Origin of the sequence: Campylobacter blaseri (assembly GCF_013201895.1) — a bacterium.
In the GTDB taxonomy this organism is placed as follows: Bacteria; Campylobacterota; Campylobacteria; order Campylobacterales; family Campylobacteraceae; genus Campylobacter_B; species Campylobacter_B blaseri.
The window spans coordinates 309,651-334,679 of sequence record NZ_CP053841.1; the positions used below are offsets into that span (position 1 = coordinate 309,651).

The 25,029-nt window shown below is 29.3% G+C and carries 27 protein-coding genes and 1 tRNA gene; 19 read left to right on the plus strand and 9 right to left on the minus strand.

Translation table 11 applies throughout. The annotated features are described in order from the left end of the window. The first annotated feature begins 2 nt into the window (after positions 1 to 2). The 13 genes from CBLAS_RS01660 (at position 3) to CBLAS_RS01720 (ending at position 14,112) form a co-directional block, all read left to right on the plus strand. A complete protein-coding gene (locus CBLAS_RS01660; RefSeq protein WP_106871092.1) occupies positions 3 to 1,214 on the plus strand; it encodes a phosphoglycerate kinase in 1,212 nt (403 codons plus the stop codon). Next, on the plus strand, positions 1,211 to 1,894 hold the full coding sequence (locus CBLAS_RS01665) for a triose-phosphate isomerase (protein WP_106871096.1): 684 nt from the start codon (positions 1,211 to 1,213) through the stop codon (positions 1,892 to 1,894). The genes CBLAS_RS01660 and CBLAS_RS01665 overlap by 4 nt, the downstream gene beginning before the upstream one ends. Further along, positions 1,891 to 2,706, plus strand: a complete 816-nt coding sequence (locus CBLAS_RS01670) for a 3'-5' exonuclease (RefSeq protein ID WP_106871100.1) — start codon at positions 1,891 to 1,893, stop codon at positions 2,704 to 2,706. Before CBLAS_RS01665 ends, CBLAS_RS01670 begins: the two co-directional genes overlap by 4 nt. Then, positions 2,699 to 3,511 (plus strand): DNA ligase, encoded by an 813-nt coding sequence (locus CBLAS_RS01675; protein WP_106871104.1) that lies wholly within the window; start codon positions 2,699 to 2,701, stop codon positions 3,509 to 3,511. The genes CBLAS_RS01670 and CBLAS_RS01675 overlap by 8 nt, the downstream gene beginning before the upstream one ends. 12 nt (positions 3,512 to 3,523) lie before the next feature. Then, the gene (locus CBLAS_RS01680) at positions 3,524 to 5,632 is read left to right on the plus strand and encodes an STT3 domain-containing protein (RefSeq protein WP_106871109.1); all 2,109 of its coding nucleotides are present in this window, start codon (positions 3,524 to 3,526) and stop codon (positions 5,630 to 5,632) included. A gap of 3 nt (positions 5,633 to 5,635) precedes the next feature. Then, positions 5,636 to 6,523 carry a PDC sensor domain-containing protein gene (locus tag CBLAS_RS01685; protein WP_106871113.1) on the plus strand — a complete coding sequence of 296 codons (888 nt, stop codon included), beginning with the start codon at positions 5,636 to 5,638 and terminating at the stop codon, positions 6,521 to 6,523. Next, positions 6,520 to 7,131: an imidazole glycerol phosphate synthase subunit HisH gene (hisH, locus tag CBLAS_RS01690; protein WP_106871116.1), complete on the plus strand. Its 612-nt coding sequence runs from the start codon at positions 6,520 to 6,522 to the stop codon at positions 7,129 to 7,131. The genes CBLAS_RS01685 and hisH overlap by 4 nt, the downstream gene beginning before the upstream one ends. A 1-nt stretch (position 7,132) precedes the next feature. Continuing rightward, on the plus strand, positions 7,133 to 7,840 hold the full coding sequence (gene hisA / locus CBLAS_RS01695; RefSeq protein ID WP_106871120.1) for a 1-(5-phosphoribosyl)-5-[(5-phosphoribosylamino)methylideneamino]imidazole-4-carboxamide isomerase: 708 nt from the start codon (positions 7,133 to 7,135) through the stop codon (positions 7,838 to 7,840). Positions 7,841 to 7,911: 71 nt separating this feature from the next. Continuing rightward, positions 7,912 to 8,739, plus strand: coding sequence for a 50S ribosomal protein L11 methyltransferase (locus CBLAS_RS01700; RefSeq protein ID WP_106871124.1), 828 nt, complete (start codon positions 7,912 to 7,914; stop codon positions 8,737 to 8,739). A 9-nt stretch (positions 8,740 to 8,748) separates the two neighbouring features. Continuing rightward, positions 8,749 to 10,707: an ATP-dependent zinc metalloprotease FtsH gene (ftsH, locus tag CBLAS_RS01705; protein WP_106871127.1), complete on the plus strand. Its 1,959-nt coding sequence runs from the start codon at positions 8,749 to 8,751 to the stop codon at positions 10,705 to 10,707. Positions 10,708 to 10,754: 47 nt separating this feature from the next. Beyond that, entirely contained in the window at positions 10,755 to 11,465 is a 711-nt protein-coding gene (pssA, locus tag CBLAS_RS01710) for a CDP-diacylglycerol--serine O-phosphatidyltransferase (protein WP_106871223.1), read from the plus strand. A gap of 168 nt (positions 11,466 to 11,633) precedes the next feature. After that, positions 11,634 to 13,145, plus strand: coding sequence for a 2-isopropylmalate synthase (locus tag CBLAS_RS01715; protein ID WP_106871129.1), 1,512 nt, complete (start codon positions 11,634 to 11,636; stop codon positions 13,143 to 13,145). 22 nt (positions 13,146 to 13,167) lie between these two features. Continuing rightward, positions 13,168 to 14,112, plus strand: coding sequence for a bile acid:sodium symporter family protein (locus CBLAS_RS01720; RefSeq protein WP_106871131.1), 945 nt, complete (start codon positions 13,168 to 13,170; stop codon positions 14,110 to 14,112). Positions 14,113 to 14,198: 86 nt separating this feature from the next. Here CBLAS_RS01720 and serS read toward each other — a convergent pair whose 3' ends face one another. From serS to der, 5 genes are read right to left on the minus strand one after another with little or no spacing between them, the layout of a single operon-like run. Further along, positions 14,199 to 15,440 carry a serine--tRNA ligase gene (serS, locus tag CBLAS_RS01725; RefSeq protein ID WP_106871133.1) on the minus strand — a complete coding sequence of 414 codons (1,242 nt, stop codon included), beginning with the start codon at positions 15,438 to 15,440 and terminating at the stop codon, positions 14,199 to 14,201. A gap of 15 nt (positions 15,441 to 15,455) precedes the next feature. Further along, entirely contained in the window at positions 15,456 to 15,896 is a 441-nt protein-coding gene (locus CBLAS_RS01730) for a copper resistance protein CopD (RefSeq protein ID WP_106871135.1), read from the minus strand. A gap of 59 nt (positions 15,897 to 15,955) precedes the next feature. Further along, on the minus strand, positions 15,956 to 16,924 hold the full coding sequence (gene trpS / locus CBLAS_RS01735; RefSeq protein ID WP_106871137.1) for a tryptophan--tRNA ligase: 969 nt from the start codon (positions 16,922 to 16,924) through the stop codon (positions 15,956 to 15,958). Continuing rightward, a complete protein-coding gene (locus CBLAS_RS01740; protein WP_106871139.1) occupies positions 16,921 to 17,448 on the minus strand; it encodes a shikimate kinase in 528 nt (175 codons plus the stop codon). Before CBLAS_RS01740 ends, trpS begins: the two co-directional genes overlap by 4 nt. Further along, entirely contained in the window at positions 17,432 to 18,811 is a 1,380-nt protein-coding gene (gene der / locus CBLAS_RS01745) for a ribosome biogenesis GTPase Der (protein ID WP_106871140.1), read from the minus strand. The genes CBLAS_RS01740 and der overlap by 17 nt, the downstream gene beginning before the upstream one ends. A 78-nt stretch (positions 18,812 to 18,889) precedes the next feature. Between der and CBLAS_RS01750 the strand changes: the two genes are divergently transcribed. From CBLAS_RS01750 to CBLAS_RS01775, 6 genes are all read left to right on the plus strand, one after another. Further along, on the plus strand, positions 18,890 to 19,789 hold the full coding sequence (locus CBLAS_RS01750) for a DMT family transporter (protein WP_277620691.1): 900 nt from the start codon (positions 18,890 to 18,892) through the stop codon (positions 19,787 to 19,789). Positions 19,790 to 19,797: 8 nt separating this feature from the next. Continuing rightward, positions 19,798 to 20,598, plus strand: coding sequence for a 3-deoxy-8-phosphooctulonate synthase (gene kdsA, locus CBLAS_RS01755; protein ID WP_106871143.1), 801 nt, complete (start codon positions 19,798 to 19,800; stop codon positions 20,596 to 20,598). 2 nt (positions 20,599 to 20,600) lie between these two features. Continuing rightward, entirely contained in the window at positions 20,601 to 21,071 is a 471-nt protein-coding gene (ribH, locus tag CBLAS_RS01760; protein ID WP_106871147.1) for a 6,7-dimethyl-8-ribityllumazine synthase, read from the plus strand. A gap of 4 nt (positions 21,072 to 21,075) precedes the next feature. Then, positions 21,076 to 21,468 (plus strand): transcription antitermination factor NusB, encoded by a 393-nt coding sequence (nusB, locus tag CBLAS_RS01765; RefSeq protein WP_106871150.1) that lies wholly within the window; start codon positions 21,076 to 21,078, stop codon positions 21,466 to 21,468. Positions 21,469 to 21,476: 8 nt separating this feature from the next. After that, positions 21,477 to 22,217 (plus strand): DUF3108 domain-containing protein, encoded by a 741-nt coding sequence (locus tag CBLAS_RS01770; RefSeq protein WP_106871153.1) that lies wholly within the window; start codon positions 21,477 to 21,479, stop codon positions 22,215 to 22,217. A 54-nt stretch (positions 22,218 to 22,271) separates the two neighbouring features. Further along, positions 22,272 to 22,362 (plus strand) — tRNA-Ser (locus CBLAS_RS01775). Between the two features lie 209 nt (positions 22,363 to 22,571). Here CBLAS_RS01775 and CBLAS_RS01780 read toward each other — a convergent pair. The 4 genes from CBLAS_RS01780 to CBLAS_RS01795 all read right to left on the minus strand — a co-directional run bounded on the left by CBLAS_RS01780 (position 22,572) and on the right by CBLAS_RS01795 (position 24,906). Continuing rightward, entirely contained in the window at positions 22,572 to 22,769 is a 198-nt protein-coding gene (locus CBLAS_RS01780; protein WP_106871156.1) for a hypothetical protein, read from the minus strand. A 21-nt stretch (positions 22,770 to 22,790) separates the two neighbouring features. Further along, on the minus strand, positions 22,791 to 23,258 hold the full coding sequence (locus CBLAS_RS01785) for a hypothetical protein (protein ID WP_106871161.1): 468 nt from the start codon (positions 23,256 to 23,258) through the stop codon (positions 22,791 to 22,793). Positions 23,259 to 23,299: 41 nt separating this feature from the next. Continuing rightward, entirely contained in the window at positions 23,300 to 24,181 is an 882-nt protein-coding gene (locus CBLAS_RS01790) for a hypothetical protein (protein WP_106871166.1), read from the minus strand. Positions 24,182 to 24,264: 83 nt separating this feature from the next. Next, positions 24,265 to 24,906: a hypothetical protein gene (locus tag CBLAS_RS01795; RefSeq protein WP_133169611.1), complete on the minus strand. Its 642-nt coding sequence runs from the start codon at positions 24,904 to 24,906 to the stop codon at positions 24,265 to 24,267. Positions 24,907 to 25,029: the final 123 nt, after the last annotated feature.

Genomic DNA, 25,029 nt, shown 5'->3' on the forward strand with positions numbered 1-25,029 from the left:
GTATGGATAATGAAATTTTATTTATTAAAGATTTAGAGCTTAAAAAAGGTTCAAAAGTATTTATAAGATGTGATTTTAATGTTCCTATGGATGAGTTTAGAAATATTACTGATGATAGAAGAATTCGCTCAGCCATTGCTACCATTAGGTATTGTTTAGATGAGGGTTGTAGTGTAATTTTAACAAGTCATTTGGGAAGACCTAAAAATGGTTATGAAGATAGTTTATCACTAGAGCCTGTTTCTAAAAGACTATCTCGTTTAATTAAAAGAGATGTTAAATTTGTAAAAGATATAGTTGGCGAACTTGCAAAAGATGCAGTTAGTAAGTTAAAACCAGGTGAGATTTTACTTTTAGACAATTTAAGATTTGAAAAGGGTGAGACAAAAGATAGTGATGAGTTTGCACAAAAATTAGCCTCTTTTGGGGATTATTTTATAAATGATGCCTTTGGAGTTTGCCATAGGGCTCATGCCTCTGTTCATGCTATAACTAAGTATTTTGATGAAGAGCATAAAGCAGCTGGGTTTTTACTAAAAAAAGAGATTGAATTTGCTAGAAATTTAATTAAAAAACCAATTCGTCCATTTGTTGCAATAGTTGGGGGAAGCAAGGTTAGTGGAAAGCTTCAAGCACTTAAAAATTTACTTCCAAAAGTTGACAAATTAATTATTGGTGGGGGTATGGCTTTTACATTTTTAAAAGCTGTTGGTTATGAGATAGGAAATTCACTTTTAGAAGAGGATTTGATAGAAGAGGCTTTAAATATCTTAAGAAAAGGCAAAGAGCTTGGAGTTAAAATTTATCTTCCTGTTGATGCAATTGTAGCTCCTGTTTTCTCAGAAGATAGTGTTATGAAATATGTTACCGTTCAAGAGATTCCAAAAGATTGGATGGCATTAGATATTGGACCTGCAACTGTTACGCTTTTTAAAGAGGCGATTGATGATGCTCAAACTATTTGGTGGAATGGTCCAATGGGTGTTTTTGAGATGGAAAAATTTGCAAGAGGAAGCTTTAGAATAAGTCACGCAGTTGCTGAGAGTAATGCTATGACGGTTGTTGGAGGTGGAGATACGGCTGATGTTGTAGCAAGGGCTGGAGATCAAGAAGAGATTACTTTTATATCAACTGGCGGTGGTGCAAGTTTGGAACTTATTGAAGGGAAAGAACTCCCTGGCGTTAGAGTGCTATTAAAAAAGGATTTAGATTGATTTTTATGGCGAATTTAAAATGCAACCATACAAGAAAAAGCTTTGAAGAGTATGCTCAAATTTTAGATGAGAGTTTAAAAGATGAAAATGTTTTTGTATTTCCACCAAGTAGTGCATTTTTAGAAGGTAGTTTTAAATTCAAACAAGCCGCTCAAAATTTCTATCCAGCTAAAAATGGCTCTTTTACAGGAGAAATCGGACAAGATATGCTCGATGAGTTTGATATAAAAACAGTTCTTATAGGACATAGTGAAAGAAGAGCAATTGGAGAAAGCGAAGAGCAACTGAAGGCTAAATTTGAGTATGCAAAAAAAGAGGGCTTTAAAATAGTTTATTGCATAGGCGAAAATGAAGAAATTTTTGAAAAAGGGAAGACAAAAGAGTTTTTAAAATCTCAACTTGAAAATATTGATTTAGATTATGAAAATTTAATAATTGCGTATGAGCCTATTTGGGCTATTGGGACAGGTAAAACTGCAAGTAGTGAGATAATTAATGATGTGTTAAATTATATTAGAAATTTTAGCAAATCTTCGCTTTTATATGGTGGTAGTGTAAATGAAAAAAATATAGCTACGATTTCTAAAATTAAAAATTGTAGCGGTGTTTTGGTTGGAACTGCTAGCTGGGATGCAAAGGCATTTTTAAAACTTATAAATTCTGCTAAAGAGATGATATGAATAAGAATTTAATTTTTGTATTTGATTGTGAAACAGTGCCTGATAGTGATACTTTAAGAAAAGTTTTTGGTTATGAGGGTAGTGATTTAGAAGTTGCTATTAAGGCTCAAAATGAGCAAGAGGAGAAAACCGGAAGCTCTTTTTTACCAGTTTGTTTTCATAAAGTTGTAGCAATTAGTGCTGTTGTGGCTGATGAGTTTGGAAGATTTTTGCGTGTTAGCACTATGGAAGCAAGTAGTGAAAAAGAAATTATTAGTAAATTTTTAACATTTTTAAACTCTTTTAATCCAAAGCTTATTAGCTTTAATGGAAGAGGTTTTGATTTGCCAATGCTTATGATTAGGGCTATGAAATACAATCTTAGTTGCCCTGCATATTATGATATGGAAGATAAAATTACAAACAAAAATAAATGGGAAAATTATAGACAAAGATATAGTGATAAATTTCATATAGATTTGCTTGATCAAATAAGTGAATACCGCTCAGTAAAGGGTTTTACTCTAGATAGTTTATGTTTATCTTTAGGACTTCCTGGTAAATTTGATGTAAGCGGAGATCAGGTTTTAGAGCTTTACTATAGTGGTGAGATTGAAAAAATTAATGAGTATTGTGAAAGTGATGTTTTAAATACATATCTTCTTTTTTTAAAATATGAGGTATTAAAAGGTAATATTACTATAGAAGATTATGCCTCTTATTTGGACTATATGCAAAGTTTTATAAGAAAAGAAAGAGCCAATTCTAATTATACTGATATTTTTTCAAAATTTGCACAAGATGAAATAGCAAGATTAAGTAAAGATGTTTAGATTTATCATCTCTATATTTTTTAGTTTTTTAACTCTTTTTGCACAAAAGCCAAATGTTATGCTTTTAAATGAGTATAATAATGAAAATTTAAGTGGCTGGTATATGAGTGAAAAACTTGATGGTGTTAGGGCAAGATGGAATGGCAAAGAGCTTGTTTCTAGAAATGGAAATAAATTTAGTGCCCCAAAAGATTTTATAAAAGATTTTCCTAGTTTTTCTTTGGATGGAGAATTATTTACAAAAAGAGGGGATTTTGCAAACATTAGTTCAATAACCTCTCAGTTAATCCCGCACAATGGCTGGAGCGAAATTAAATTTTACATTTTTGATATACCTGATTTAAATGAGAGCTTTGATATAAAATACAAAAAAATGCAAGAAATTTCTAAAAATTCAAAAAATATAGTTTTTATTGAACAAAAAATTGTAAAAAACAACGAAGAGGTTTTTGAGTTTTTAGATGAGGTTGTATCAAAAGGTGGTGAGGGCGTTGTAGTTCGAGAACCATCTCTTATATATGAAAACGCAAGAAGTAATAGAATTTTAAAACTTAAAAAATTTAAAGATAGTGAGTGCAAAGTTGTTGCAATAAATAAAGGTAACGGCAAATATAAAGATAAAATGGGTTCTATAACTTGTGAAAAAGAAGATGGAGTTAGATTTAAAATAGGCACAGGATTTAATGATGAGATAAGAGAAAATCCTCCTAAAATAGGGGATATTATAACATATAAATATCAAAACTTAACTAAAAAAGGCATTCCTAGATTTGCCGTTTTTTTAAGAATAAGAGATGAAATTTAAATTAGGGAAAATATGCAAGAAAATTTAAGAATAAAATTTATTATATATGCCTTAGTGGCTTTTGTATTTGGAATAGTTAGTAGATATTACTGGATATATTGGGCAGGTGGAAATGAGGATTTTATATTTAATGGCTCAGTTATGATAAACACTAATGATGGATACTATTTTGCAGAAGGCGCTAAAGATATTTTAGATAATTTTGTTGATAAAAACCCAAATTCAAATGCTTCAAAGCAAGGCTTATCTATAGTAACTGCATTTATATATAAAATTTTGCCATTTAAATTTGAAAATATATTACTTTATCTTAGTGGATTTTTTAGTTCTCTGTTGGTATTTCCTATGCTACTTATTTCAAAAGAATATAAATCTTTAGAATTTGGATTTATTGGCTCTTTGGTAAGTGTGGTTGCTATGAGTTATTATAATAGGACTATGTATGGGTATTATGATACTGATATGCTTACTATAGTTCTACCAATGTTTGTTTTATGGGGAATGATAAGAGTTGTAAATAGTAAAAATGAAAAAGATATTATAATAGCTCCCATATTTATGCTTTTGTATTTTTGGTGGTATCCAGCATCTTACTCTTTAAATATAGCATTTATATCTATGATATTTTTTTACACAATAATTTTTGATAGAAAAAATATAATAAATTATAAGCTTTGTATAATGATGTTAGCAGCAACTACAAATTTAAATTTAAGTATAAATTTTGCAATTATCATAGCTTTATACATATTATTTTTAAAAAACATTAAACTACTATACATACAAATTATAGCTTTTTTTGTATTTACAAATTTTATTTTTAATGGAGGTTTGGGTCCAATAATAGGGTATTTAAATTCCTATGTTTTTAGAACAACTACTTTAAGTGATGATAATTTAATGTTTTTTAATGTTACTAAAACAATTCCAGAGCTTAGTCAAATTGATAAAACATATTTTATGGAAAGAATTAGTTCTCATGTAGTTTTGTTTGCTTTATCAATTGCAGGATATGTGGTGCTATGTTTTAAAAATAGATCATTTCTACTGTCACTTCCTATGATAGGGCTTGGGTTTTTAGCTCTAAAAGGGGGACTTAGATTTACAATTTATGCAGTTCCTATTATGGGCTTAGGGCTTGGGTTTTTATATATTTATCTAATTAATTTTTTTAAAATAGATAAATACATTAAAATAGCTATTATTTCGCTGTTGACAATCCTCTCTTTAATCCCAGCATTGCAGCACATATACAATTATAAAAGCTCAACAGTTTTTTCAAAAAGTGAGGTTGAGATTTTAGAAAAACTTAAAACATTAACAACTAGAGATGATTATGTTTTAGCATGGTGGGATTATGGTTATCCTATAAGATATTATACAAATGCAAACACTCTAATAGATGGAGCAATTCATTCAGGTGAAGTAAATTTTCCTGTTAGTTTTACACTAACTAAAGATCAGACTAGCTCAGCCAATATGGCAAGGCTAGCTGTGGAATATCTTGAAAAAAGATTAAGCTTGGAAGATGAGAAGAAGGCTAATTTGCCTACGCAAGATTTAAAATGGATGATGAAAGATTATGGATTTAAAAATGTAAATGATTTTTTACTTAATGTCTCATTTAACGATTTTAATCCGCCTAAAAAAACTAGAGAGATATATTACTACTTGCCTTTAAGAATGATGAATATTTTTACAACTGTTAATTATTTTTCTAATTTAGACCTAAATACAGGAAAGATTAAAAATAGTGGAGTATTTTTTACAATGTATCCAACAAGTAAAGATAAAGATGGCATAATACTAAATGGAAATATTCTACTAAACAATAATTTTAAAACAATAATTACACCCAAAAAAGAGGTGATAAAAGTTAAAAATTTTTATCAAGTAGGTTATGATAAAGACGGTAAATACATTTCAGATAAACAAGTTATTGATAGCAGTGGAGATTTAAATATTATATTTTTAATAAATGATGGATTTTTCATTTTGTTGGATGATTATTATTTAAACTCTACATATGTAAAGCTATTTTTCCTTCAAGATTACGATTCAGAGCTTTTTGAACCTGTAATTTTAAATAGACATACAAAAATATATAAATTAAAAAGGTAAACAATGGTTATAAAAGAGATTCAGGAATTTATAGAGGTAAGGCATAAGATTAGAGCATATTTATGCTATATTTTTAGTAGAAATATACAAAATTTTTTACCACAAATTACAGAAGAACAGATAAATAGTGGTTTTGATAATTTAGAGCATGAAATAGTTCATTATGATGCTATGTATATTTTGGATAAAAATGGACTTCAAGTTAGCAATAATAGAAGTGGAAATAAAGATTTTATCGTAGGAGATGGTATAGATAGAAGTACTAGGGCATACTATTATCAAGCAGTAAAGGAGAGAAGATGTTTCTTAAGTGATCCATACCCTTCATCTTTAACAGGTGAACTTTGTGTAACTATTTCTCTGCCTTTATATAATGAAAAAAAGGAATTACAGTATGTAGCTTGTGTGGATATTTCACTAAAAGAGGTATCAAAGATAGTTAACCCTTCCGCATTTGAAGGTGTTTTTGGTAAATTCACAAGACTGGTTTATACATTTTTTGCAGCAGCTTTGTTTGTGGTGGCTGCGGTTTTGTTTTTTATGGCGATAAGAAGTCTGTTTTTTGTCCATTTTGTAGAAATGGATGTATCAGAGATGTTTGAAGCTACCATTCTTTTAACCTTAGCACTTGCCATTTTTGATTTAGTAAAAGCTATTGCAGAGGGAGAAATTTTAGGAACACATAGCCAGTCTCAGGGCTCAAGCACTATGGTTCGGTTTATTGCTTCTATTATAATAGCTTTAGCCATTGAGGCATTAATGCTTGTGTTTAAATTTGCAATTATAGAGCCAGAACACATTGTTTATGCAGTATATTTAATAATAGGTGTGGCAGTACTTATGGTTTCACTTAGTGTTTATATGTATATTTTAAAAAAGGTACATGAGTGATAGGCATAGTTGACTATGGTGCTGGAAACATTAAAAGTATAGAAAATGCCTTTTTATCAGTTGGTGCAAAGATTAAATTAGTAAAAGATCCTGATGAACTTATTAGATTTGATAGGATAGTTTTGCCAGGTGTTGGAGCTTTTAAAGATGCTATGGAAATTTTAAAAAAAATAAATCTAGATGAAGCAATTAAGGATTTTATAAAAACAGGAAAGCCATTTTTAGGAATTTGTCTTGGTCTTCAACTTCTTTTTGAAACAAGTGAGGAATTTGAAACTAGCAATGGACTAGGTATTTTAAAAGGTAAAGTTGTTAAATTTGATAAAAGTAAATTTGATAAAAATCTAAAAATTCCACATATAGGATGGAATTCTTTAGAGTTAAGAAAAACTAGTCAGCTAACAAAAAACTTAAAAGATAAACCATATATGTATTTTGTTCATTCATATCATATTGAATGTAATAAAGATATTTTATTATCAAAAACTTTTTATGGTTATGAATTTACTAGTGCAATTGAAAAAGATAATGTATTTGGTTTGCAACCTCACCCCGAAAAAAGTGGAGAAGTTGGGCTTAAAATAGTTAAAAATTTTATGGAGATATGAGATGGAGATACTGCCCGCAATTGATTTAAAGAATGGATATGCTGTTAGGCTCAAAAAAGGCTTAATGGAAAGTGCGAAAATTTATTCAAAAGATCCAAGTGAGATTGCTAAGAAATTTGAGGATATGGGAGCAAGATGGCTACATTTGGTTGATTTAGATGGAGCTTTTGCAGGAAAAGCTGTAAATTACAAAGCTATTGAAAAAATAGTAAGTTCTACAAATTTAAAGGTTGAAGTTGGTGGTGGTATAAGAGATGAACAGAGAATAAAAGATTATCAAAATATTGGAGTAGAAAGATTTATTTTAGGTTCAATAGCGCTAAAAAATCTAAATTTTACAAAAGAAATGGCTAAAAAATATAAAATAGCAGTTGGCATCGATGCTAAAGGCGGCATGATCGCAGTTGAGGGCTGGGCAGAAGTTAGCAAAGTAAAAGCAACTGATTTAGCAAAAGAGTATGCTAATGCTGGGGTTGATGCTATAATTTGCACAGATATTGAAAAAGATGGAATGTTAAGTGGCGTAAATGTAGAATTTACAAAAGAGATAGCATTAGCAAGTGGTATAAAAACAATTGCAAGTGGCGGTGTAAAAGATATAAACGATATTGTAGCTTTAAAAAATAGTGGTAAAATTTATGGTGTTATAGTTGGAAAAGCATATTATGAGGGTAAAATTGATTTAAAAGAAGTATTTAAGCTAAGCTAAATTTGTATAAATTTATAGTAAAATTATAAATTAGCTTGATTATATTTACAATTACAAGGTAAAATTTTTATATGAATGATATATTTTTTGAGTTAACCATAAAAAGTAATAATGCTTTAGAGCTATTTAAAGATTTTGTTTTTGAGTTTGGAATAACAGCAATAGAGGAAAAACAAGATAGTTTTATAGTTAGAGATAGTGAAAATTTAGATGGCATTTTATATGCTATAAATGAGTATAAAAAAAGACTTGAAGCTATTTTAGGTTTAGAAATTGATCTAAAAACAGAGCTTATTGATAAGAAAAATATAGATTGGATTAAAAGCTATCAAAAAGCAGTTAAGCCAATAGAGATTGACAGTGTCTACATTCACCCAAGTTGGGAGAGTTCAAAAGAAGGTTTAATAAATATAGTAATAGATCCAGCACTTGCTTTTGGCTCGGGACATCACGAAAGTACTAATATGTGCTTAAAACTTATACAAAATTATAAAAACGGCTATAATACAGCTTTGGATGTTGGTTGTGGCAGTGGAATTTTAAGTATATGCTTGTCAAAATTTGGTTTTAAAGTTGATGCTTGTGATACAGATGAACAAGCCATTTTAGCTACAAAAGAAAATGCTGAAAAAAATAAAACCTCTTTAAATAGAGTTTGGACAGGAAGCATTGCTGATAATGATGAACAATATGACTTAGTGGTTGCTAATATAATAGCAGATGTTATAATTATGCTTCAAAAGGATTTGATTAGAAGTGTAAAAAATGAAGGGACTTTAATTCTTTCAGGAGTTTTGGAAAAATATCTTGAGAGAATTAAAGAAAATTTTAAAGAGTTAAGCCTTATAAAAATTGAGAAAAAAAATGAATGGCTTAGCTTTGTCTTTAAAAAAATATAGGAGAGTATTTTGAATAAAAATCAAAACAAACAAAATAATGGAAATAACAACAATAATAATTTTTTTAATAAAAATCCGATTGTAGTTTTTGCAATTTTTGCAGTTTTAGTTATAGCTATTTTTAGAACTTTTTCTGTTGAAGGAGGCTTGTCTGGTGAAGCTAATCTTTCAAGTGCTACAAAAAATATAGCCTATTCAGAATTAAAAGATTTAATAGTAGCTAATAAAGTATCAAAAGTTTTTATAGGTCAAGCCAATATAAAAGCAAAAGCAAGTGATGGAGCGGTAGTTTATAAAACTAGAAAAGTTGATGATCCAAGACTAGTTGAAAATCTGGAGAGTAAAAAAATTCCTTATTCGGCAATTGATGAGACAAATTTAATGGCTGATATACTTTTTAGCTGGGTACTTCCACTTGTTCTTTTCTTTGGTATATGGATATTTTTAGTTAGCAGAATGCAAAAAAATGCAGGCGGTGGAATTTTAGGAGTTGGTAGCAGTAAAAAACTTGTAAATTCAGAAAAACCAGATGTTAAATTTGATGATGTTGCAGGTGTTGAAGAGGCTAAAGATGAGGTTGTTGAGATAGTTGATTATCTTAAAAATCCTGAAAAATATATGATACTTGGTGCTAAAATTCCAAAAGGAATTTTACTTGTAGGGCCTCCAGGAACAGGTAAAACACTTCTTGCAAAAGCTGTTGCAGGTGAGGCCAGTGTTCCATTTTTTTCAATTTCAGGTTCAAGCTTTATTGAGATGTTTGTTGGTGTTGGTGCAAGTAGAGTTAGAGATTTATTTGAAACAGCTAAAAAAGAGGCACCATCGATTGTTTTTATAGATGAAATTGACGCTATTGGAAAAAGCAGATCAAGTAGCCCTATGGGTGGCAACGACGAAAGAGAGCAAACTCTAAACCAACTTTTAGCTGAAATGGATGGGTTTAGTAGTGATAAATCGCCTGTTATAGTAATGGCAGCAACTAATAGACCTGAAATTTTAGATAAAGCGTTACTTAGACCAGGGCGTTTTGATAGACAAGTTTTAGTTGATAGACCAGATTTTAAAGGTCGTATGGAGATACTTAAAATTCATATGAAAGGTGTTAAATTTGCTGATAATATCAACGTTGAAGAGATAGCAAATCTTACAACAGGATTAGCTGGAGCTGATTTAGAAAATATAGTTAATGAAGCGGCACTTCTTGCAGGCAGAGCTTCTAAAAAAGAGGTTGGACAAAAAGATTTGATAGAGGCTGTTGAAAGAAGTATTGCAGGATTAGAGAAAAAATCTCGCCGAGTCAATCCAAAAGAGAAAAAGATCGTTACATATCATGAATCAGGACACGCACTAATAGCAGAGGTTACAAAAGGGGCTCACAAAGTTACAAAAGTTTCAGTAATCCCAAGAGGATTAGCGGCTTTGGGGTATACTTTAAATACACCCGAAGAGAATAAATTTCTAGCTCAAAAACATGAACTTATAGCCGAAGTTGATGTATTGTTAGCAGGTAGAGCAGCAGAAGAGGTATTTATAAAAGAGATATCAACAGGCGCTAGCAATGATTTAGAAAGAGCAACTGATATTATAAAAGCTATGATATCTATGTATGGTATGAGTGATGTCGCTGGACTTATGGTTTTGGAAAAGCAAACCAACCATTTCTTAGGTGGACAAACTGTTAAAGATTATAGTGATAATATGTCTCAAAAAGTGGACACATATGTAAAAGAATTTTTAGATACAAGATATAAAGATGTTTTAGAAACATTAAAATTATATAGTGGGGCAATTGAAAGTATGGTAAAAGCTCTTTATGAAAAAGAGACAATAGATGGAAAACAGGTTCGTGAAATTATAAGAAATTTTGAAAAAGAAAATGGATTAGAGTCGAGACTTACCCCGGATAAAGATGAAAAAGATGAGGACATAGAAAAGGCAAAAAGCCATATATCAGAAACGCAAGAGTAGCATTCAAGGAGAAGCAGTTGAAGGAAAATAAAAATCCACCACAAATTATGTATATAATACCAAATTTATTTACAGCATCTAGTTGTTTTTTTGGTATTTTAAGTATTGTTGCTTCCATTGGTGGAAACTATGAAAAAGCAGTTATTTATATATTTATATCTCTTTTATTAGATGGGCTTGATGGAAGAGTAGCTAGAATGACAAAAACAACATCGGCATTTGGAATCGAGTTTGATTCCCTTGCCGATATAATCGCTTTTGGTGCTGCACCAGCAATACTATTTTACTCCGTAGTGGGTAATAGTTTCAATAAATTTGGAATTTTAGCAACAGGGATATTTGTAGTATTTGCTGCTATAAGGTTAGCAAGATTTAATATAACAACTCAGTCAAATGAACCTAATGTATTTATTGGGCTTCCTCTTCCAACAGCTGCAATAGCTTTATCAGTTTGGATTAAAATTTATATTAATTATGATTTTGCAAAAGAATTTGAGTGGATTTACATAGTTGGAGTTATCGTTTTATCTTTATTAATGGTTAGTAATATTAGATACCCAAGTTTTAAAAAGATAAATTTTAGCCAAACAAAATTTAGACAATTTTTGATAATATCTATCTTGATTCTTTCCATATTATATCTTAGACCAATTGAGTTTTTTGTAATTGCTACAACTATTTACATTTTTTATGGTATTATTAGAGCAGTTTTAAATCTTTACACAATAAAATTTAAAAAGATAGATAAAGCTAATTAAATTAAAAATTTAAAAGGAGAGAAAATGAACACAATTCATGTTTATAAAGAAAAAATATATATAAGTATTTATTTACTATCTCTCCTTAATTTACTCAACTAAATACTTCTAAACAAACAAAATTCTTTGCTAAATTTTTAGCTTTTTACCATAAAAAAAGGAAAAACAATGAAAAATAAAATAATAATATTTGATACAACATTAAGAGATGGAGAACAAAGTCCAGGTGCTTCTATGAATACAGAAGAGAAAATTCAAATAGCAAGACAATTAGATCGCTTAGGGGTTGATGTTATGGAAGCTGGTTTCGCAGCAGCTAGTCCTGGGGATTTTGATGCTATTACTCAGATATCAAAAGAGGTTAATAATATAACAGTTTGCTCACTTTCAAGAGCTGTTGAAAGAGATATAAAAGCAGCTGCAGATGCGCTAATACAGGCTAAAAACAGAAGAATTCATACCTTTATAGCTACAAGTCCTATTCATATGGAGTATAAATTAAAAATGACTCCTGATGAAGTAATTAAAAGAGCTGTAAATGCAGTTAGTTATGCTAAAAGCCTTGTTGATGATGTTGAGTTTAGTTGTGAAGATGCAGGAAGAAGTGAGATTAGTTTTTTAAAAGAGATAGTTGATGCAACTATAAAAGCAGGTGCTACTACTATAAATCTTCCTGATACTGTTGGATATAGGCTTCCAAATGAGATGGCTTATATGATAAGCGAGCTTAGTAAGATTATAAATGGTAGAGCAATAATTTCAGTTCATAACCATAATGATTTGGGCTTAGCTACAGCAAATACACTATCTTGCATACAAGCTGGTGCTAGACAGGTTGAATGTACTGTAAATGGTATAGGGGAACGAGCAGGAAATGCAGCACTTGAAGAGATTGTTATGGCTATAAGAACTAGAAAAGATGTTTTTGCTCCACTATATACAGATATAGTTCATAAGGAAATTTACTCAACAAGCCGTTTAGTTGCTTCAATAATAGGTATGGAACCTCAAGCAAATAAAGCTATAGTTGGTAAAAATGCATTCACACATGAAAGTGGAATCCATCAAGATGGAATGCTTAAAAATTCACAAACATATGAGATAATTAAGCCATCTGATATTGGTCTTGAAATAGATGGAATGATACTTGGAAAACATTCAGGAAGACACGCATTTAAGGATAAATTGTTATCTCTTGGTTTTAATTTGGATGATAAAAATTTAAATAGTGCATTTGAAAAATTTAAAATTCTAGCAGATAGAAAAAAAGAGATATTTGACGAAGATATAAGAGCTATTGTGGCAAATGAAATAATAAAAATTGTCAAAGCTTATGAGCTAGAAATTGTAGCTGCAAATTCATGTAGTAATGGACATTCAAGTGCTAGTATTACAATAAAACATAAAGATAAAAAAATTAGTGATTCTGCATTAGGAAATGGTGCGATAGATGCGATATTTAAAACAATTGATAGAATATCTAAAATTAATGGATTGCTTAAAGATTATGATGTAAAAGCAGTAAGTCAAGGCACAGATGCCCTTGCTAAGGTTATTGTTAAAGTTGAGTTTAATAATGATAAAACAGTAATTGGACACGGCTTAGATGTGGATACCATAGAAGCAAGTGCAAAAGCATATATAAATGCATTAAACAGCTATTTAAGTGTTCAATTTTAAACAAATTAAGGGCTATTAATATATGAAAATTTTTAAAATAATTAGTCAAGTAGTTGTTAAATATATGGCTATTTTAATAGTAGCTGGTGCAGTTTTTGGTCTATTTTTTCCAAAAATGAATATAGTTATTAATAATACAAGCTGGATACCATATTTACTAGGTGTTATTATGTATGGTATGGGCCTTAGCGTAAAATTAATTGATTTTAAAGAATTAATTATAAAACCAAAATTTGTTATAGCTGGAGTGTTAGCTCAATTTATAATTATGCCACTACTAGCATGGGCTTTAGTAAGCTTGTTTAATCTTCCTATGGGTTTAGCCATAGGAGTGGTGTTGCTTGGTGCAAGTCCGGGTGGGACAGCTTCAAATGTAATAACATATTTAAGCAAAGGAGATGTTGCCCTTTCAGTTGCAATAACTAGTTGTACAACATTTCTTGCGCCTTTTGCTACTCCATTTTTAGTAAATTTAATAATTGGTCAAAAAATTGACATAAATTTAATAGCAATGTTTATAAGTGTTATAAAAATTGTAATTTTACCTATTATACTTGGAATTTTAACACATATGTTTTTGCCAAAATTAACTAAAACTTTAAAAGAAATTTTTCCATCTATATCTGCTTTGACAATTATTATAATTGTTACGGTGATTGTTGGCATAAACTCACAAAAGATACTAAGTAATTTAAGTGTTATTTTTCTAGTTGTGATTTTGCACAATATATTAGGGCTTATTTTTGGTTATTTTGTGGGCAAAACTTTAGCTAAAGATACTAAAGATATGGATAAAGTAAAAGCCATCACAATTGAAGTTGGTATGCAAAATTCAGGACTTGCTACATCACTAGCATTATTGCATTTTGCAGCCTATCCACTTGCAACTGTTCCTGGGGCTTTATTTAGTGTATGGCACAATATTTCAGGTGGGATTTTGGCTTCAATTTTTTCAAGAATGAAGTAAGTAGGTTTAATACTATTTTTAACTATTAAAGTATTATTAAAAGTAGGTATAGTAAATTTAGAGATATTTCTAAATTTACTATATTTTTACATATATTTTTTTAAAACTTCTGGAATTTTTATAGTTCCATCTTCTTGTTGATAGTTTTCCATAATTGCTATTAAGGTTCTTCCAACGGCTAAAGATGAACCATTTAATGTATGTGCTAAAATATTTTTTTTGCCATCTTTATAGCGAATTTTTGCCCTTCTTGCTTGAAAATCTCTACAATTACTAATTGAACTTATCTCTCTGTACTTATTTTGTGAAGGAAGCCAAACTTCAAGATCAATCGTTTTTGCTGCACTAAAACCAGTATCACCACTACAAAGTAACATATGTCTATGAGGGAGTTTTAAAGCACTAAGCATATCGCTTGCGCAACTTACCATATCTTCAAAAACTTTATCACTCTCATCTTGTTTTGTGATGCAAACAAGCTCAACCTTTTCAAACTGATGTTGTCTTATCATTCCTCTTGTATCTTTTCCTGCACTTCCAGCTTCTTTTCTAAAACAGTGGCTATAGCAAGTCATTTTTAAAGGTAAGTTTTCAGCAGGAATGATTTCGTTGTTATATAAATTTGTTACAGGAACTTCGCTTGTTGGAATTAAATATAAATCATCTTCAGCTTTATATAAATCATCTTCAAATTTAGGAAGTTGCCCAGTGCCATATAATATTTCTGGTCTAACTAAAAATGGAACATTTACAAGTTCAAACCCACGAGATTCATTAAAATCTATCATAAAATTTATCAAAGCTCTATTTAGTTTTGCTCCAACTCCTTTAATAGCCGTAAATCTACTACCGCTTAGTTTAACACCTCTTTCAAAATCAAGCCAACCAAGCTCTTCTCCAAGCTCATAGTGTGGTTTTGGTGTAAAGTCAAATTTAGGTATCTTTAGTATTTTTTTTAGCTCAATGTTTTCATTTTCATCTTTTCCAACAGGAATATCTTTATCCAAGATATTTGGTATAACACTTGCTAGATGATTAAGCTCATCTTCTAAAATAGTAACTTTTTCATTAAGCTCTTGAATGCTTTTTTTATTTTCTTCAAGCTCTTTTTTTAGTATAGTTATGTCCTCTTTATTTTTAGCTTTTATGCCAACTTCTTTGCTTTTTGAGTTTTGAATGGCTTGTAAATTTTCTAATTCAAGCTTTTTTTCTTTTAGTTTTTCGTAAGTATTTAATAACTCTTTTAAGGCATTTTGGTCTACTTTTTTAGCCATTAATCTCTCATTAAATTCATCAAAATTTGTCTCAATAAGTTTTAAATTTATCATATTTTCTCCATAAATTTATGCTATAAACATATACTTTGCTAGAAATATTATTATCGCAGATGTTATTAATGCAAATAGGTGTATATTACCAAATATTCCTTTTTTCTTTAAGATATATTTAGAAACTAAATTTGTAATAATCACAATCAACAAAATAAGTGCTAAAGTTGCTTTAATCACTAAAAGAGTTTGTAAGTCACTTGTAAAATATCCACCAGATTTACTTCCTACCCATGTGCTCATCATCATTCCTCCAGATAAAACAAGTATCAGAAAACAGGCTGGCATTATCTTGACACTAACTGAATTTATAGCATTATCAGTAGTGTTTATTGACTCTTTTGAAAGGTTTTTTTTAGCCATAGTTAAAATAACTACATCAAAAAATAGATAACCGACAAAGATTACTGAAGCAAATAGATGAACTATCTGAGTGTAAGGGTATATTGAACTCATATTTAATTCCTTTTATATTAAAATTAACTTACATTCTATCTAAGTTTTATAAATTTAACTTAGTATATCCCAACAAGCTCTCTAATTTTTAACATATTTTTTTTAGCAATACTTCTAGCTTTAACAGCTCCTTCTTGTAAAATTTCATCTACTTCACTTTTGTTATTTACATAATAGTCAAATTTTTCTCTTTGTTCTTTGAAATATTCCCAAATTAAATCTTTTAAATACATTTTAAAATGCCCATATCCCTCTTCGCCACTTTTATATCTTTTTATAAGTTCTTCTTGTCCACTTTGGTCTAAAAATAGTTTTGCAATATTAAAAACATTGCAATCTTTCCACTCTTTAGGTTCTTCAAGTGGCGTTGAATCAGTTATAATTTTACTTGTTTGTTTTTTTAAAGTTTTTTGTGTAGCAAAAATATCTATAGTATTTTTATAACTTTTACTCATCTTAGCACCATCTGTTCCCGGAATTGTAGCGATATTCTCCTCTGTTTTTGATTCTGGCATAGTAAATATCTCACCATAAGTGTGGTTGAATTTAGCTGCAATATCACGTGCAATTTCAATGTGTTGAATTTGATCTTTTCCGACAGGAACAATTTGTGAATCATAAAGCAGTATATCAGCAGCCATCAAAACAGGATAGCTAAAAAGCCCATGATATGGTTCAAATCCTTTGCTTACTTTGTCTTTATAACTATGAGCTCTTTCAAGTAGTCCCATAGGTGTAAACTGGCTAAGTATCCAATATAACTCTAATACCTCTTTAACATCACTTTGAACCCAAAATATACTTCTTTGTGGATCAATCCCAAGTGCTAAAAATGCACAAGCTGCCTCAAAAGTACTCTCTTTTAAACTTAGACCATCACTATTTGATGTCATAGCATGATAGTTTGCTATGAAAATAAACATTTCATTGTCGCCTGAATTTTGATTTTCTACCATAGGTTTTATACTAGCAAAGTAGTTACCAATGTGTAGTTTTCCAGAAGGTTGAAGTCCTGTTAATACTCTCAACTTTTATCCTTTTTAAGTTCTTTGTTTATCTCTTTTATTATATTTTTTATCTTTTTATTTTCAACATCTATTATGATATCAGCAACTTTTTTATACTCTTTATCTCTTTTTTTATGAAGCTCTTTGGCTTTTTGAATATCTTTTAACAGTGGTCTTTTTTCAATTTTTTTATTAGCATTTGGACTTTGTTTGATTCTATCCATAATGCCTTCAAATGATGATTTTAAGTATATTATAGTTCCTATGTTTTTTAAATTTTTTACTTTATAGAAACCACCACCTGTTGATATGATGGAATTATTTACAGATTTTTCTAAATATTTTGCTAAATTTTGCTCCATCTGTCTAAATTTTTTTTCGCCAAATTCTTTAAATATATTTTTGATTTTCATATTATAAGCACTTTCTATCATATCATCACAATCAAGATTAAAAAGATTTAGCTCATCTCTTAAGGCTCTGGCGGTTGCACCTTTGCCAACACCCATAAAACCTATTAAAACTATATTATTTTTCTTCTTCATCTTTTCCTCTATTTTTTGGGATTACAACTATAGGCGTTCCTTCTAAATTAAATTTCTCTCTTATCTTATTTATTAAATATCTTTTATAACTAAAATGAAGAGTTTTAGGTCTATTCATAATTAAAGCAATCTTTGGAGGCGCCACTCCAAATTGTACCGCATAATAAATCTTAACAAGTTTTCCTTTATCGTGCGGAATAGGGTGCGTTATAGTTACCTCTTTTATAAATTCATTTAGTTTTGAAGTTTGAATTTTTTTTGTGTAGTTATTATAAACTTCTAATATAAGAGAATATATTTTATGAACTCTTTTTCCCATTAGTGCAGAAACTGTAATTATTGGTGCATAGCTAAGAAATTTAAATTTATCTCTTATCTCCTTGCAAGCCTCTTTATAATCTTGTTCTGTTTTATTTTCCCATTTGTTTAAAACTATTATTATTCCAAGTTTAAATTTGTCAGCAAGTCCAGCTATCCTTTCATCAAGCTCCGTAAGTGGTTCAGAACTATCTAATACAAGTAGTGTAATATCTGATTTTTCTAAAACCTTTTCAGTTCTATTTAGTGCAAATCTCTCAATGCCCTCTATTCTTCCTCTTTTTCTAATGCCAGCAGTATCTACAAACTCAAATACTCTATCTTCGTAAATATAGCTTTCATTTACAGGATCTATCGTAGTTCCAGCTATACTACTTACAACACTTCTTTTTTCTTTTACTAAAGCGTTTAGTAAAGAGCTTTTTCCAACATTAACACGACCTATAATCCCAACTTCTATAGGTTTGTTTTCATAATCTTCATTATCTTTAAACTCCCCATCTTCACTTAAATTTTCTAAAAAATCATCAAGTGTCTCTTCTTCATCAGGTTTTAACTCATCTTTTAAATGAGGATATATAAATTTTAAAAGATCTTCTATTCCTGTGTTATGACTTACGGAGATTAAAAACATATCTTGTATACCAAACTCATTAAATTCAAAGCTTCTTAGTTCATCTTTTTCATTATCAACTTTATTTATAATTAAAGCAATTGGTTTATCTAGCTTCATTAAAGAGTATAAAATTCTCTTATCTTCATCTTGTGGCATCATTTTACCATCTACCATAAATAAGATAATATCTGAATTACGTGCCTCTTCTAATGTTTTTGCTTGAACATTTTTAAATAGTTCATTGCTTTCATCGAGCCCACCACTATCTATCAATATGCAGCTTCTATCAAAAATTTCTATCTCTGTTTTGTTGGTATCTCTTGTGGTTCCGCTTACATCGCTTGTAATAGCGATTCTTTCTCTAGCTAAGCGATTAAAAAGAGAACTTTTGCCAACATTTGGTCTGCCTATTAAAATAACTTTTTGCAATTTTTTTATCCTTTAAAAATTTTTATTATACAAAAATTTAGCTGAATTTCACTACAATTATACATTAAAAGGAAAAAATTGAGTATTAAAAGATTTATTGTAAGATATTTAGGTGTCTACTATATGCTACTTGCCTCAATTGCGTTTGCTTTTACAGGGGCTTTTGCAAAGGTTGTAAGTGCCGATATACCATCTGTTGAGGTTGTATTTTTTAGAAATTTTATAGGGCTTTTATTAATAGGTTTTGCAATTTTTAAAAACCCAGTTAGGCAAAAAGGTGGTAAACCTTGGCTTTTATTTTTTAGGGGATTTGCAGGTGCTATATCAATTTTAGCTTTTTTTTATAATATTGCAAATATGGGACTTGCAGAAGCTTTTACATTTTCAAAAACGGCACCAATTTTTGTATCTTTTATAGCGGCTTTGTTTTTAAAGGAGAAGCTAAGTTTTATTTCATGGTTTGCTATTTTAGGTGGATTTATTGGAATTATATTTGTTATGCAACCAGAACTTGGGTTTAAAAAAACTGATGTTATGGGGATATTGAATGGTTTTTTTGCTGCACTTGCATATCTTAGTGTTCATGATTTAAGAAAGTATTATGATACAAAAGTTATAGTGCTTTCGTTTGTTCTTATAGGTAGTGTCACTCCTTTAATGTTGATGATAGTTAGTGAATTTTTTGTGATTCCAGCTTATTTTGATTTTATGGCTGCAAAGTTTGTTTTGCCTAAGCTATCATCTTGGACTTTAATAATTTTAATGGGAATTTGTGGAATATTGTATCAAACATATCTCACAAAGGCATTTGCAGCTAGTAAAAAAGCAGGTCCCGTTGCTGTTATAAGTTATAGCGATATTATATTTACAATGATTTTAGGATTATTTTTAGGCGATAGTTTACCAAATATGTTAGGAGCTTTAGGTATAATACTTATTATTATAAGTGGTATAGCTGTTGCTATGGACAATAAATAAGGAGAAAGATGATACTAATATCAGGACCTTGCGTTATAGAAAGCGAAGAGATTGTAATGCAAGTTGCAGAAAAATTAACTAAATTTAATGAAGATAAAAGGATTGATTTTTATTTTAAATCAAGTTTTGATAAAGCAAATAGAACTAGCATTCATTCATTTAGAGGACCAGGTTTAGAAAGGGGTTGTGAAATTTTAGAAAAAGTTAAAAAGAAATTTGGCTATAAAATTTTAACAGATATTCATGAAAGTTATCAAGCAAAGCCAGTTTCTGAGGTTGCTGATGTTTTGCAAATTCCAGCATTTTTATGTCGTCAAACTGATTTATTAGTTGGGGCTGCAAAGACAAAATCTATTGTAAATATAAAAAAAGGTCAATTTTTGTCAGCTGATAATATGAAATATAGTGTTAAAAAAGTTTTAGAAACAAGAGGAATATCGGAAGATGGATATGAAATTGCTAAACAAAATGGTGTTTGGCTAACCGAGCGAGGAACTACTTTTGGTTATGGGAATTTAGTGGTTGATATGAGAAATTTGCCTATAATGCGAGAGTATGCACCTGTGATTTTTGATGCAACTCATAGTGTTCAAATGCCAGGAACTTTAAATGGTAAAAGTGGAGGAGATAGTTTTTATGTTCCATATCTTGCAAGGGCAGCTGCTAGTGTTGGGGTTGATGGATTTTTCTATGAAACACATATTAATCCTTGCGAAGCACTTTGCGATGGACCAAATATGCTAAATATAGAAGAGCTATCAAAAGTTATTAAAGAAACATTAAAAATAGAAGAAATTTTAAAAGGATAAAAATGAAAGTAATTGAGGGAAAACTTAGTTTAAACGGTAGTGAAAGAGTTGCTATAATAAATGCAAGATTTAATCACATTATTACAGATAGATTGGTTGAGGGTGCAAAAGACGCTTTTTTAAGACATGGTGGAAGTGATGAAAATTTAGATTTAATCTTAGTTCCAGGTGCATTTGAAATTCCAATGGCTTTAAATTTAGCTTTAAAAAGTGGAAAATATGATGCGGTTTGTTGTGTTGGTGCAGTTATACGTGGCTCAACTCCTCATTTTGATTATGTTGCAGCTGAAACTACAAAAGGTGTTGCAAACACAGCTTTAAAATATGATATCCCTGTGACTTTTGGTGTTCTTACAACTGATACAATAGAACAAGCCATAGAAAGAGCTGGAAGTAAAGCAGGCAACAAAGGATTTGAAGCTATGACAGGTATTGTAGAGCTTTTAAGCCTTTATTCTAAAATTAAGGGTTAAAATAATGGCTACAAGACATCAAGTAAGGCAAAGTGTTATCTCATTACTTTATGCTAATGAAATGGGTAGCGAAATGCAGGAATTTTGCGATGAATATTTAGAAGATAGAAAGATAAGAAATAGACAAAGAGACTTTACTAATAGCCTATTAAATGGAATTTTAAATAACTTAGAAAAAATAGATGAGTCTTTAAATGAAAATTTAAGTGAATATAAAATTGATGAAGTTTCAGCCGTTGATAGGGCAATTTTAAGACTTGGAGCTTATGAAATACTTCATACAGATACAGATAATGCGGTTATTATAAATGAAGCTATTGAGCTTGCAAAAGAGATGAGCAATGATACAAGTCCTAAATTTGTAAATGGAGTTTTAGACGCTTTGGTGAAAAAATAAGAGAATAAATGAAAAAACTTATTTTAATATTTGTTTTTAATGTTTTTCTTTTTGGAGATGATTTGGCTGTAAAGTATGATATAAAATTTGGTATTTTTGGAAAAATCGGTGAAGCCAATGCCTTGCTTGTAAGAGATGAGGTAAATAAAACTTATGAAGTTAGTATGGACGCAAAAGCTTTTGGTATGGCTAATAGGCTAAGTGGAGATAGAAGAGAGTATTTTTATAGTAAAGGAAAAATTTATAAAGATTTGCTTGTTCCCGATGTTTATAAACATATAGTTGAAAGAGATAGAAAGGGAAAACGCTATACACGTGAAAAAACTTATAAATTTGACTATTATAAACAAAAGATAGAGTACATAAGTACTTCACGCTATGAAGGTGAGCCTAAAAAAGAGCCAAGCGTTGAAAATTTACACTATTTTGCACATAATGATTTGCTTACATTGTTCTTTAATTTTTTTAAAATTAAAACAGATAAAGAATATTTTTCATTGATTGCAGTTGGTGCTAACAAAGAAGATGGAAGAGTCGATATTAAAATTCCACAAAATAGAGATAAAATGAGGCTTCAAAAGGCATTAAACACTGATACCCAGCCATACATTGCATATATAAATCAAAAGATATTTTCATCTAAAAGAGGAGAACTTCATCTTGCTCTTGATGAGAGAGGGTATGCTACTAAAGCTATTTTAAAAGATGTTGTGTTTTTTGGAGATATAGTTGGAGAAATTTCAAAATAAGATAATTTAAGCACCATATCAGCTTAAAAAAGTTATAATAACTCTTCAATTTTTGGACAGATGGGTGAGTGGCTGAAACCACACCCCTGCTAAGGGTGCAAGTCTTAATAGGGCTTCGAGGGTTCAAATCCCTCTCTGTCCGCCACTATCTATAGTAGTCTAACTCTATTACTTCTATTGATATTTTATATCTACTATTGCTATCAATTTGATTATTTGCATAATCATTTTATTTTTTATATCCTTAATCCTTTTTTAAAATATTTATTAATTTTTCATCATTCATTAATTTTGCAAAAGCTAAAAGCCTATTTAACATATCATCTATTTTTTCATTTTTATCTTTTAAATATTTTAAAGATAAATCCAAAAAATAAAGCTCATTGTCATATATATATCCATATATTCTTTTGATTTAAAAAACTCAAGATGTTCATTGGTAGCTCTACCATTTTTAAGGCTAAAATATTTAGTTTTAGTATAAAATGGTTTTAAAATTTCATAAGTTATATTTACTAAAAGAGTATCATTTACAATGGCACCATTTTCCAAATAAAGTTTAAAAAGTTGCTTCTATTTGTTGTCATGTGCCTGCGTTAAAAGCGTTACTTTAAAATTATTATAATCTAAATTTATATCTATTTTATCTTTATACTTATTAAAAAAATCCATTAAATAGTTTTCATCCATAATCTCGGTTGCACGCTGAAAAGGAGTAAGAGAAGTATCATCAATTTCATAATTCAAATCAGCACCATTTTGCACTAAAAATTCAAAAAATGGTTTTGTTTTATCGCCATTTGACTTAATATAAAAAACTAATGCGCAATCTAGCGGTCTTAAATTTCCTACATCCCTACAATTTATTAAATTTGGAAATTTGTTTAAAATCTTAACAAATTCATCAAAATTCCCATTGTAAATTGTATCAGTTAAATCATTTATTTTTTTATTTCCAACACACTCTTTTTGTGAATTTTTTTCTAAATTTGCAAAAGAAAAACCAAAAACTAAAAATAGAGCTAAAACTATCTTTTCCATGCATTACTCTCTCGTAGTATTTTATTTCATTTTTTATCATTTTATTTAATATAATCAGCCACAAAAACTTGTAATAAATACACATTGTCTTTATCTTTCACAGCTTTCATAAACTCATACACTTTAGCATAAGCACTCATTTTATCTTTATCAAAATAAATTTTTTTTGACTTCAGAAATTTAATAAACTCTAAAATATATTGATGTGATAAGGCTTTTTTATCTTGAAAATCTTTGTCTTTATGAATTTTTAGTAAGAAGTTTTTATCTATTTCTTTGCCATAAAAGAAATCTAAAATCTTTGGATATTTAAAATATGGCTGAGTCATTATATAAAACAAAGTATCCTCAAAAACAAGCCCCATATCAAGATATGCACGAAACATTTCTAAATTATCGCTCAGATAGGAAGCTTCCACGACATTTATAGGCATATTTGACAAATTTATAGTTGCTAATTTTTTGTGATTTTTAGCCTTTTTAAGCATTTTTTTAGAAAAATCTATCTTTTCTTTATTTGATAAAGAGGTATTTGGAAGTAAGGCACTAAAGGGTGTATAAATTTCATCAGGTTTTATCAAATACTCAACTTCTATATCATAATCTAGTAAAACATCCAAAACTTTGGTTTGACAAAGATGAAAATCTATGCTATTTAAAGTTTTATAAAACTCTTTTGGAATCAGCCTAGAATCTTTTTTATCTGGCTTTAGTTTATGTAAAGTAAGGGTGTATTCTAAAACTCTAAATCCTAGATAATCCCCATTTATCAAGCTTTCATTAGAATCAAGAATTTCTTTTATTTCGCTGAAATCTCTAGTATAGCAAGACATACTTATAGCATCTAGTAAATTTTCAAAACTATATTCCTTAGCATAAGTTAAATTTAAAAGCAGAAACATAGCTAAAACTATCTTTTTCAAATATTCCCCTATAGTGTTTTATTTAATTTTTATTAAATTTGCAAATATGAATAATGCAAATATTAAAGTTAAAATTTGTTTTATTACTTATCCTTTTTAACTGAAATAATTTTGTTTTTTAATACTAAATATGTTCCAAACATAAAAGGGATTGCAATATATAAAAAACCTGAAAAACATAAAATATAATAAATATAGAGTTTAAAAAAGCTATCTTCTTGTGTTAGATAAACTCCTATAAAGAAAAAGTCATAAAACATCCAGCAAAAACCAAGCCAAGTAATAGGAAGCCCAAATATAATTATAGGCCATTCGCCCCTTATTGCTACTCTATCATAAAACTTTTTATCTTGCAATTCGTAAATGTTAAAAAGTCCATATTCATGTAAATTTTTTATTAAACTTTGTTTGATTATTATTAAAAAATATACTAGCATACATAAAAATGATGATATAAAAAATGCCTTTTGTAATGAAATATATTGATATGAAAATTCTACTGCCGGTATAAAGCTCATTAAATTTACAAATTTATAAGATAAGGCTGATTTACCAACAAAGCTATTTGATAAAATCAAGATAAAAATACCAGCCAAAATAATATATAAATACATTAGATTAATCTCAAGTTTAGTAATATTTTTACTAAACTTATTTTTTATAAAAAGTTGAAAATTAGATAAATGCTCTGATGGCTTTGGATATATGATTTCTTTAACGTCCAACTTTTTTATCCTTTTTTTATTAGTTTTTACAAATTTTCTTGTTTTAACAATTACAAAAAACAGTAATAAATAAACAAAAAGTGTTATAAAACTAGATACTAAAGCAACAGCAGAAACCATTAG

Excerpts from the sequence above, each read along its gene's own strand:
- kdsA (WP_106871143.1), top strand. The coding sequence starts at position 19,798 with ATGATACTAATATCAGGACCTTGCGTTATAGAAAGCGAAGAGATTGTA.
- CBLAS_RS01700 (WP_106871124.1), top strand. The coding sequence starts at position 7,912 with ATGAATGATATATTTTTTGAGTTAACCATAAAAAGTAATAATGCTTTA.
- pssA (WP_106871223.1), top strand. The coding sequence starts at position 10,755 with ATGTATATAATACCAAATTTATTTACAGCATCTAGTTGTTTTTTTGGT.
- CBLAS_RS01720 (WP_106871131.1), top strand. The coding sequence starts at position 13,168 with ATGAAAATTTTTAAAATAATTAGTCAAGTAGTTGTTAAATATATGGCT.
- CBLAS_RS01685 (WP_106871113.1), top strand. The coding sequence starts at position 5,636 with ATGGTTATAAAAGAGATTCAGGAATTTATAGAGGTAAGGCATAAGATT.
- CBLAS_RS01680 (WP_106871109.1), top strand. The coding sequence starts at position 3,524 with ATGCAAGAAAATTTAAGAATAAAATTTATTATATATGCCTTAGTGGCT.
- serS (WP_106871133.1), bottom strand. The coding sequence starts at position 15,440 with ATGATAAATTTAAAACTTATTGAGACAAATTTTGATGAATTTAATGAG.
- CBLAS_RS01785 (WP_106871161.1), bottom strand. The coding sequence starts at position 23,258 with ATGGAAAAGATAGTTTTAGCTCTATTTTTAGTTTTTGGTTTTTCTTTT.
- CBLAS_RS01730 (WP_106871135.1), bottom strand. The coding sequence starts at position 15,896 with ATGAGTTCAATATACCCTTACACTCAGATAGTTCATCTATTTGCTTCA.
- nusB (WP_106871150.1), top strand. The coding sequence starts at position 21,076 with ATGGCTACAAGACATCAAGTAAGGCAAAGTGTTATCTCATTACTTTAT.
- hisA (WP_106871120.1), top strand. The coding sequence starts at position 7,133 with ATGGAGATACTGCCCGCAATTGATTTAAAGAATGGATATGCTGTTAGG.
- CBLAS_RS01660 (WP_106871092.1), top strand. The coding sequence starts at position 3 with ATGGATAATGAAATTTTATTTATTAAAGATTTAGAGCTTAAAAAAGGT.
- ribH (WP_106871147.1), top strand. The coding sequence starts at position 20,601 with ATGAAAGTAATTGAGGGAAAACTTAGTTTAAACGGTAGTGAAAGAGTT.
- CBLAS_RS01770 (WP_106871153.1), top strand. The coding sequence starts at position 21,477 with ATGAAAAAACTTATTTTAATATTTGTTTTTAATGTTTTTCTTTTTGGA.
- CBLAS_RS01670 (WP_106871100.1), top strand. The coding sequence starts at position 1,891 with ATGAATAAGAATTTAATTTTTGTATTTGATTGTGAAACAGTGCCTGAT.
- CBLAS_RS01715 (WP_106871129.1), top strand. The coding sequence starts at position 11,634 with ATGAAAAATAAAATAATAATATTTGATACAACATTAAGAGATGGAGAA.
- CBLAS_RS01675 (WP_106871104.1), top strand. The coding sequence starts at position 2,699 with ATGTTTAGATTTATCATCTCTATATTTTTTAGTTTTTTAACTCTTTTT.
- CBLAS_RS01740 (WP_106871139.1), bottom strand. The coding sequence starts at position 17,448 with ATGAAGAAGAAAAATAATATAGTTTTAATAGGTTTTATGGGTGTTGGC.